Genomic DNA, 8,245 nt, shown 5'->3' with positions numbered 1-8,245 from the left:
CGTTAGGGAAACGCCCGGTTACATTCCGAACCCGGAAGCTAAGCCTTTCAGCGCCGATGGTACTGCAGGGGGGACCCTGTGGGAGAGTAGGACGCCGCCGAACAATTTTTAGCCTCAGCCCCGGACCATTTATTGGTTCGGGGCTGAGGCATTTCTGCGTCCATGTGCAGTTCTCATCAGCAGAGCCAGAGCCAGAGCCAGAGCAGAACAAAGCCAGAGCCCTATTCAGAGGCCACTACGGACAGACCACTACGGACAGAAGCTGGTGTGCCGGCCGGTGTCCGCGGAGCCGTGCGTGCCCGGGGCTGTGTAGCCCGACCCCTGTGTATATGCGGATGGGCTGCCACGGATCGCTCCGTGGCAGCCCATCCGCCGTTCTGCCGTATCAGTTCCCGGTGTTCTCGTAACCGGGTACGCCCGCCGAGCGCGCGAGGTCGATGTCGAGTGCTTCGCGGCGGATGCGCTGGTCGACGTAGAGAAGGACCGTCACACCGGCCGTGAACGGGTACGTGAGTGCCGTTGTGAGCATCGCGCCGATGCCGCTGACGATCAGGTACGGCCAGCCGAAGTCCGGAGTCTCGCTGGAGACCAGGTCGCTGATGCCCTTGCCGTCGGCGATCGTGGCGGCCGCGTTGAACGGCAGATCGATCAGGCCCGATACGAGGGCGGTCAGTACCAGGGTCAGCAGCGTGATCCCCAGGATGCGCCACCAGACGCCCTTGACCAGCTTCGCGGAGCGGCGCAGTGCCGCCGCGATGCCCTGCCGCTCCAGCATCAGCGCCGGGCCGGCCAGGCTGAAGCTGATCCACAGCCGAATGACGACGATGGTCGCGACGAGCCCGCCGATGGCGGCGAGTCCGGCGCCGGCCGAGCCGCCGACCAGGAGGCCGGGGAGGAGCCCGATCGTCATCACCGCCGCATAGCCGACGGGCAGCAGCAGGCTCAGGCCCACCAGCCGGGACAGCTGGGGTTTGGCCTCGCGCCAGGCATCGGCGAGCGTCACCGGGCGGCCCAGTACGGAGCGGCTCACGACCATCGTCAGTACCGCGGTGGTGAAGATCGTGCCGATCAGGGTGATCGCGTACACCGGTCCGAGGCTCAGCAGGCTGTCCCGCAGCGAGTCGAGGCTCTGGCGCAGCTGCTCGGCGGGGTCGGCCCCGCTGTCGATCCGTGCCGGCTCGGGAAGCAGATAGTGCTGGACGAGGATCGAGCAGAGCTGGATGGCGGCTGCCACGCCGATCGTGAGTCCGAGTGCCGTGCGCCAGTGGGCACGCATCGTCGACACCGAGCCCTCAAGGATCTCTCCCACGCCGAGGGGCCTGAGCGGGATCACGCCCGGTTTCGCCGCGACGGGCTGCTGGTTGCCCCAGCCGCCCGGCTGCGGTCCGCCGCCCCAGCCGGTGTTCGGGGGGCCGCCGTTGTTGCCGCTCTGGGCGCGCGGGCCCCGGGCGGACGTCTGCTGCGGTGGTACGGGCGGCGGGTTCGGTGCGGTCCACTGTGCGGCCGGCGGCTGATTGCTGGACCACTTCGGAGGCGTCTGAGGCGTCTGAGGCGTCGGAGCCGTCGGAGCTTCCGGAACAGCGTCCCCCTGGCCGGTCGGTCCGGCGGGCCGGGGGACGCCCGGCTCCTGGCCGTCGGAGGGGGCGGATCCGGGCGAGGCCGAACCCGGAGAGTCGTTCATGGTTGCTCCTTCACATGCCTGGTCCGCCACATGCCTGTCCGCGCGTCGAGGCAGCAGGTCGGCGGCAGCCATCGTGTCATGCGAGCTGAGGGAGGGGAGCAGCTGCTGTATTCCCCTGCTTGTCCCCTCGCGTATCCCCGTGTGTCCCCCTTGCGCCTTCAATTGTCGGTACCCCACGGGGCAGACTGTGCGGATGGCTGATCAGGATGCGCAAACCCCGCTGGGTGCGGGGCCGTCCATGCTTCCTTCGCTTCGCTGGGACGAGCCGCCCGAGGGCGCGGAGGGCGCGGTTGTCGTTCTGCTCGACCAGACCCGATTGCCCGGTGAGGAGGCCGAGCTGGTGTGCACGGATGTTCCCGCGCTGGTCCGGGCGATCCGGACGCTCGCTGTGCGGGGCGCTCCGCTGCTCGGTGTCGCCGGCGGCTACGGGATCGCGCTCGCTGCCGTACGGGGATACGACGTGGAGGAGGCAGCGGCACTCCTCGCCGGTGCGCGGCCCACCGCGGTGAACCTGGGGTACGGGGTCCACCGGGTGGCCACGGCGTACCGGGCGGCTGTCAGCGGCGGTGCGGACCCCGGTACCGCGGCGTCTGCGGCGCTCGCGGAGGCCAGGGCGCTGGAGCAGGAGGATGTCGAGGCCAGCCGGCTGATGGCGGTCCGGGGGCTGGAGCTGCTCGATGAGCTGCTGCCGGGCGGCGGGCACCGGATTCTGACACACTGCAACACCGGGGCCCTGGTTTCGGCCGGTGAGGGCACCGCATTCGCCGTGGCTCTGGCGGCCCACCGTGCGGGCAGGCTGCGGCGTCTGTGGGTGGACGAGACACGGCCGCTCCTTCAGGGGGCGCGGCTGACGGCGTACGAGGCGGCCCGGAACGGGATGGCGTACACACTGCTCACCGACAACGCCGCCGGTTCGCTCTTCGCGGCGGGTGAGGTGGACGCCGTGCTCATCGGAGCCGACCGGATCGCGGCGGACGGCTCGGTGGCGAACAAGGTGGGCAGCTATCCGCTGGCCGTGCTGGCCAAGTACCACCATGTGCCGTTCATCGTCGTCGCTCCGACGACCACGGTCGACCTGTCCACGCCGGACGGTGCGTCCATCGAGGTGGAGCAGCGGGCGGGGGCGGAAGTCATGGAGTTCGGCGGGGTGTCGGTGGCGCCGCTGGGGACGCAGGCGTACAACCCCGCGTTCGATGTCACACCCCCCGAGCTCGTGACGGCCGTCGTCACGGAGTCGGGGTCCGTATCTCCTGTCACCAGGGACGCACTCACCGCATTGTGTGACAGGTCACGCCAGGTAACGATTAGCTAATGGGATGATGTCGGTATGAAGGGACGCGTCCTTGTCGTCGATGACGACACCGCACTGGCCGAGATGCTCGGCATTGTGCTGCGTGGTGAAGGTTTTGAGCCGTCATTTGTAGCGGACGGCGACAAGGCACTGGCTGCATTCCGTGAGGCCAAGCCGGACCTGGTGCTGCTCGATCTCATGCTGCCCGGACGGGACGGCATCGAGGTCTGCAGGCTGATCAGGGCCGAGTCAGGTGTGCCGATCGTGATGCTCACGGCGAAGAGCGACACCGTCGATGTGGTGGTGGGGCTCGAATCAGGGGCCGACGACTACATCGTCAAGCCGTTCAAGCCCAAGGAGCTCGTCGCCCGTATCAGGGCGAGGCTGAGGAGGTCGGAGGAGCCCGCGCCGGAACAGCTGGCGATCGGGGATCTGGTCATCGATGTGGCAGGTCACTCCGTGAAGCGGGAGGGGCAGTCGATCGCTCTCACCCCGCTGGAGTTCGATCTGCTGGTCGCGCTGGCCCGTAAGCCCTGGCAGGTGTTCACCCGTGAGGTGCTGCTGGAGCAGGTGTGGGGGTACCGGCACGCCGCGGACACCCGGCTGGTCAACGTGCACGTTCAGCGGCTGCGCTCGAAGGTCGAGAAGGACCCCGAGCGGCCGGAGATCGTGGTGACCGTCCGCGGTGTCGGATACAAGGCAGGACCGAGCTGACATGGCTCGGAGCAGCGCCGCTCCGGCGCCCGGTGAGCCGGGAGTACGGCCGGGGCGGCCTGCCGGACCCGCGGTGGACGCGTCCCGGTTCACCGCCGCGGCCGGTTCCACCGGCGGGGGGTCCGCGCGGCGTCCGGCGCTGCGCCGGTTCGGTGACCGTTTCCTGCGGGGCGGCCGACTGCTCCAGGACGGGGCCCCCGGCGGTCCCGTGCTGCGGCTCTTCGCGCGCTGGGTGCGCCGTCCGCTGCTGCCCGCTGCGCGTCTCTGGCGGCGGAACATCCAGCTCAGGGTGGTCGCCGGCACGCTTCTGATGTCGCTGGCCGTGGTCCTGGTGCTCGGGTTCGTCGTCATCGGCCAGGTGCGCAACGGTCTGCTGGACGCCAAGGAGAAGGCCGCGGTCAGTCAGGCGGCCGGCGGTTTCACCGTCGCCAAGGACAAGGCCAACGCGACGACGGTGTCCGACAGCGACTCCGCCGACACCGGGGCTGCCAGCAATTCCCGTCAGTGGCGTACCGACCTCGTCGCCCAGCTCGCCAGTGGCGGTCAGGGCGCGTACAGCGTGGTGACGCTCGCCCCGGCCTCCGAGGAGACGGGCGCGGGCAACGGCGGGGAGCGTACGTCGGGCCAGGTGAGCCCCGACAGCGTCTCCGAGAAGCTGCGCAGGAGCGTCGACCAGGGGACGGCGCCGTACAAGACGTACACGGACATCAAGTACGCCGACGGGCGGGCGGCCGAGCCCGGTCTGGTCGTGGGGCAGCGCCTGGAGGACATCGACCACAAGCCGTACCAGCTCTACTACCTCTTCCCGCTCTCGCAGGAGGAGAAGACCCTCAGCCTGGTCAAGCGGACCCTGGCCACCGCGGGGCTGTTCGTGGTGGTGCTGCTCGGGGCGATCGCCTGGTTCCTGGTGCGGCAGGTGGTCACGCCCGTACGGATGGCCGCCGGGATCGCCGAACGGCTCTCGGCGGGGCGCCTCCAGGAGCGGATGAAGGTCACCGGTGAGGACGACATCGCCCGGCTCGGTGAAGCCTTCAACAAGATGGCGCAGAGCCTCCAGTCGAAGATCCAGCAGCTGGAGGACCTCTCCCGGATGCAGCGCCGCTTCGTCTCCGATGTGTCGCACGAGCTGCGTACCCCGTTGACGACCGTACGGATGGCCGCCGACGTCATCCATGACGCGCGCAGTGACTTCGATCCGGTGACCGCGCGCTCCGCTGAACTGCTCGGCGATCAGCTCGACCGCTTCGAGTCGCTGCTCGCGGATCTGCTGGAGATCAGCCGGTTCGACGCGGGTGCCGCCGCGCTGGAGGCCGAGCCGATCGATCTGCGGGAGACCGTGCGCCGGGTCATATCCGGCGCCGAGCCGCTCGCGGAGCGCAAGGGCAGCCGGATCCGGGTCGTCGGTGACGAGCAGCCGGTGGTCGCCGAGGTCGACGCGCGCCGGATCGAGCGGGTGCTGCGCAATCTCGTCGTCAACGCGGTGGAGCACGGCGAGGGCAATGATGTGGTGGTCAGGTTCGGTGTCGCGGGGGGTGCCGTCGCGATCGTCGTACGTGACTACGGCGTGGGGCTGAAGCCCGGTGAGGCGACCCGGGTCTTCAGCCGTTTCTGGCGGGCCGATCCGGCGCGTGCACGTACGACCGGTGGTACCGGGCTCGGTCTCTCCATCGCCGTCGAGGACGCGCGGCTGCACGGGGGCTGGCTCCAGGCGTGGGGCGAGCCGGGCGGCGGGTCACAGTTCCGGCTGACCCTGCCGCGTACGGCGGACGAACCGCTGCGCGGTTCCCCGATACCGCTGGAGCCCGACGACTCACGGCGCGCCCGCTCCGTGTCGCAGGCCGATGCGGGGCGGCTGATCGCGGTTCCGGCCCAGTCCGGTGCGGACCGCTCGCCGCTGCCGCCGCTGCCGCGTGCGATACCGGCCGATCCGACGGCGCTGCCCGGGAGTGGCGCCCGGGTGGTCGCGAGGGCCGGTGACTGTGGGGGGCAGGCCGATTCTGCGGGGCCGGTTGGTTCCGCGGGGCAGGCCGCTTCCGGAGGGGCGGCGGATTCTGCGGGGTCGGCGGGTTTCGCGGCGCAGGCCGAATCCGCGGCGCAGGCCGAATCCGCGGGGCCTGCCGGCTCCGCACTGCACGCTTCGGATCAGGTTTCGGATCAGGCTTCGGACCGGGAGGACACCGCCCGTGGGCGATGATCGTGGGGGCAGCCGCAGCACACGGGGGCTGCGGGCGTACGCGTGGCTGGGCTGCGGCGGCCTGCTGCTGGCCGGCTGCGCTTCGATGCCCAACACCGGTGACATCGAGGCCGTCGACCCTTCGCAGCGCAGTGACTCGCAGGTCAAGGTGTACGCGGTGCCGCCGCGTGAGGGGGCAGCGCCCGCCGAGATCGTGGACGGTTTCCTGGAGGCGATGACCAGTGACGATCTGCAGTTCGCCACGGCCAGGAAGTATCTGACGAAGGCGGCGTCGCGCAAGTGGGACCCGGGTGCGCGGACCACGGTGCTCGCCGACGGCCCCACCCGCCGGGCGAATCCGGCCAACGACCGTGATGCGCCGCAGGTTTCGTCCACCTTCGAACTGAGCGGCACGGAAGTGGCCGTGGTCGACAAGCAGCACGCGTACCAGCCGGACAAGGGTACGTACCGCAACTCCATCCACCTCGTGCACCAGAACGGCAGGGAGTGGCGCATCGACGATCTGCCGGCCGGTCTGCTGCTCAGCCTCTCCGACTTCCAGCGCAACTATCACTCGGTCAACAAGTACTACTTCGCTTCCGTGCCGGCGTCCGGGGTGCCGGGGGCGACCGGTGCGTCCGGGCCGTCCGGCGCTTCCGACGGCGCGTCAGGTGCGTCGGGTGCGGCCGAAGGCCCCTCCGGCCGGAACTGGCTCGTCGCCGACCCGGTCTATCTGCGCCAGGGCATCGACCCCGAGACGCGGATGGATCCGCTGACGCAGACGGTCGCATCGGTGCTGGACGGGCCGACCAACTGGCTCGGCCCGGTGGTGGCTTCACGGTTCCCGGCCGGGACCGCGCTCAAGAAGGGCGTCAGGACGCTGACGCTCGACGACCGGAACGGCCTGAAAGTGCCGCTCAACGAGAAGGCGTCGGGCGTGAGTCAGGGCCAGTGTCGGCAGATGGCGGCCCAACTCCTCTTCACCCTGCGCGATGTGACGTCCATGCGGGTCGAGCAGGTGGAGCTGGAGCGTTCGGACGGCGCGCAGTTGTGCGTGCTCGACGCGGACCAGTCGCAGGAGTACGCCCCCGACCAGACGTCGGGCAGCCCGGCCGGTGAGTACTTCGTCGATGCCAAGGGCCGTCTCGTACGGATGCAGGCCATCGGCGACGACACTTCGGGGAAGGCGGATCCCAAGCCGGTCGACGGGCCGCTCGGCGCGGGCGCCAAGCCGCTGAGCACGGTCGCGGTGTCGCGCGACGAACGGCGTGCGGCGGGCGTCTCGAAGGACAGCGGCACGCTGACGACGGCCTCGATCGTCTCCGGCGGCGGAACGGCCGAGAAGCTGTACACGAGCCATGCCAAGCAGGAGAAGGACCGCCTGTCCGCCCCGAGTTGGGACGGCTGCGGCGACCTCTGGGTGGCTGACCGCAACCCGGCGAATCCGCAGCTGCTGCGGTTCGCGGGCGGTTCGGGCGAGCCGCAGCAGATCCCGGTGCTCGGTCTGGACGGTGCGCGCGTCGCGGGGCTGCGGATGTCGTCCGACGGGGTGCGGATCGCGCTGCTGCTGACGAAGGACGGGCATACGACGCTGAAGGTGGGCCGGGTGGTCCGGCAGGGCAACGCCGACCACCCGACGGTCACCGCCGTGGACGAACTGCGCCCCGCCGCACCGCAGATGGCGGATGTGACGGCGGTGTCCTGGGCGGGCCGCAGCCGCCTCGTGGTGGTCGGCAAGGAGGCCGGCGGGGTCCAGCAGGTGCGCTATATGCAGGCGGACGGGTCGGTCTCCGGGGTGAACCCGCTGCCGGGCGCCAACCGGATCACCGCCGTCGCCGCTTCGGACGACGACAGGCTGCCGCTCATGGCGCTCTCGGACGAGGACGGAATTGTGCGTCTGCCGCCGCGGGCGAATTGGAAAACGGTGGTGGAGGAAGGAAAGTCGCCGGTCTATCCCGGATAGCGGGCCGGCCCCTGGGCGGCTTCCACGTCTCTTCGGCGGCTGTACGGGCAGGCGTACGGGCGGACGTCATCGGGCGGGGCCGGCCTGTCCGGCCCCGGTTATCCACAGGGGTGGCAGGAAGATCTCCCGCTTGGCAGAGTGAAGTCATGCGGGGGTGGTGGCGGGAAATCTCGGAAGTGGTGCTGCCGAGCGCATGCGGAGGCTGCGGCAGATTTCGTACGGCGCTCTGCGCGGAATGCGCCGAGGCCCTGTGCGGCGGTCCGGTGCGCAGGGCGAGACCGGACCCGGAGCCGCCCGGGCTCCCGGTGGTGTGGGGCGCCGCGGTGTACGAGGACGCGGTGCGGGCGGTGCTGCTCGCGCACAAGGAGAGGGGCGCTCTGGGACTGGCGGGGGCGCTCGGCCGGGCGCTGGCGGCGGCGGTGC

5 protein-coding genes, 1 rRNA gene and 1 pseudogene are annotated in these 8,245 nt (G+C 70.4%); 6 read left to right on the top strand and 1 reads right to left on the bottom strand.

All coding sequences use genetic code 11. The features are described 5' to 3' along the window. Window positions 1–103 (top strand): 5S ribosomal RNA (rrf, locus tag G3I19_RS32175); the annotation flags it as partial. Window positions 104–385: 282 nt separating this feature from the next. Here the strand turns inward: rrf and G3I19_RS32170 are convergent. Continuing rightward, window positions 386–1,681 carry a hypothetical protein gene (locus G3I19_RS32170; RefSeq protein ID WP_164267250.1) on the bottom strand — a complete coding sequence of 432 codons (1,296 nt, stop codon included), beginning with the start codon at window positions 1,679–1,681 and terminating at the stop codon, window positions 386–388. A gap of 193 nt (window positions 1,682–1,874) precedes the next feature. Here G3I19_RS32170 and mtnA point away from each other — a divergent pair, with 193 nt between their 5' ends. The 5 genes and pseudogenes from mtnA to G3I19_RS37815 all read left to right on the top strand — a co-directional run. Continuing rightward, entirely contained in the window at window positions 1,875–2,993 is a 1,119-nt protein-coding gene (gene mtnA, locus G3I19_RS32165) for an S-methyl-5-thioribose-1-phosphate isomerase (protein WP_164267249.1), read from the top strand. 15 nt (window positions 2,994–3,008) lie between these two features. Continuing rightward, window positions 3,009–3,686: a two-component system response regulator MtrA gene (gene mtrA, locus G3I19_RS32160; protein ID WP_005486885.1), complete on the top strand. Its 678-nt coding sequence runs from the start codon at window positions 3,009–3,011 to the stop codon at window positions 3,684–3,686. 1 nt (window position 3,687) lies between these two features. Further along, on the top strand, window positions 3,688–5,880 hold the full coding sequence (gene mtrB / locus G3I19_RS32155) for an MtrAB system histidine kinase MtrB (RefSeq protein WP_164267248.1): 2,193 nt from the start codon (window positions 3,688–3,690) through the stop codon (window positions 5,878–5,880). Between the two features lie 85 nt (window positions 5,881–5,965). Beyond that, window positions 5,966–7,822, top strand: coding sequence for an LpqB family beta-propeller domain-containing protein (locus G3I19_RS32150; protein ID WP_164267251.1), 1,857 nt, complete (start codon window positions 5,966–5,968; stop codon window positions 7,820–7,822). Between the two features lie 146 nt (window positions 7,823–7,968). Then, window positions 7,969–8,245, top strand: a pseudogene (locus G3I19_RS37815) (ComF family protein); the annotation flags it as partial.

This window comes from Streptomyces sp. SID10853 (assembly GCF_010548145.1).
Classification (GTDB): Bacteria; Actinomycetota; Actinomycetes; order Streptomycetales; family Streptomycetaceae; genus Streptomyces.
The sequence above is the reverse complement of the archived record's forward strand: the minus strand, read 5'-3'. Positions and strand labels throughout refer to the sequence as shown.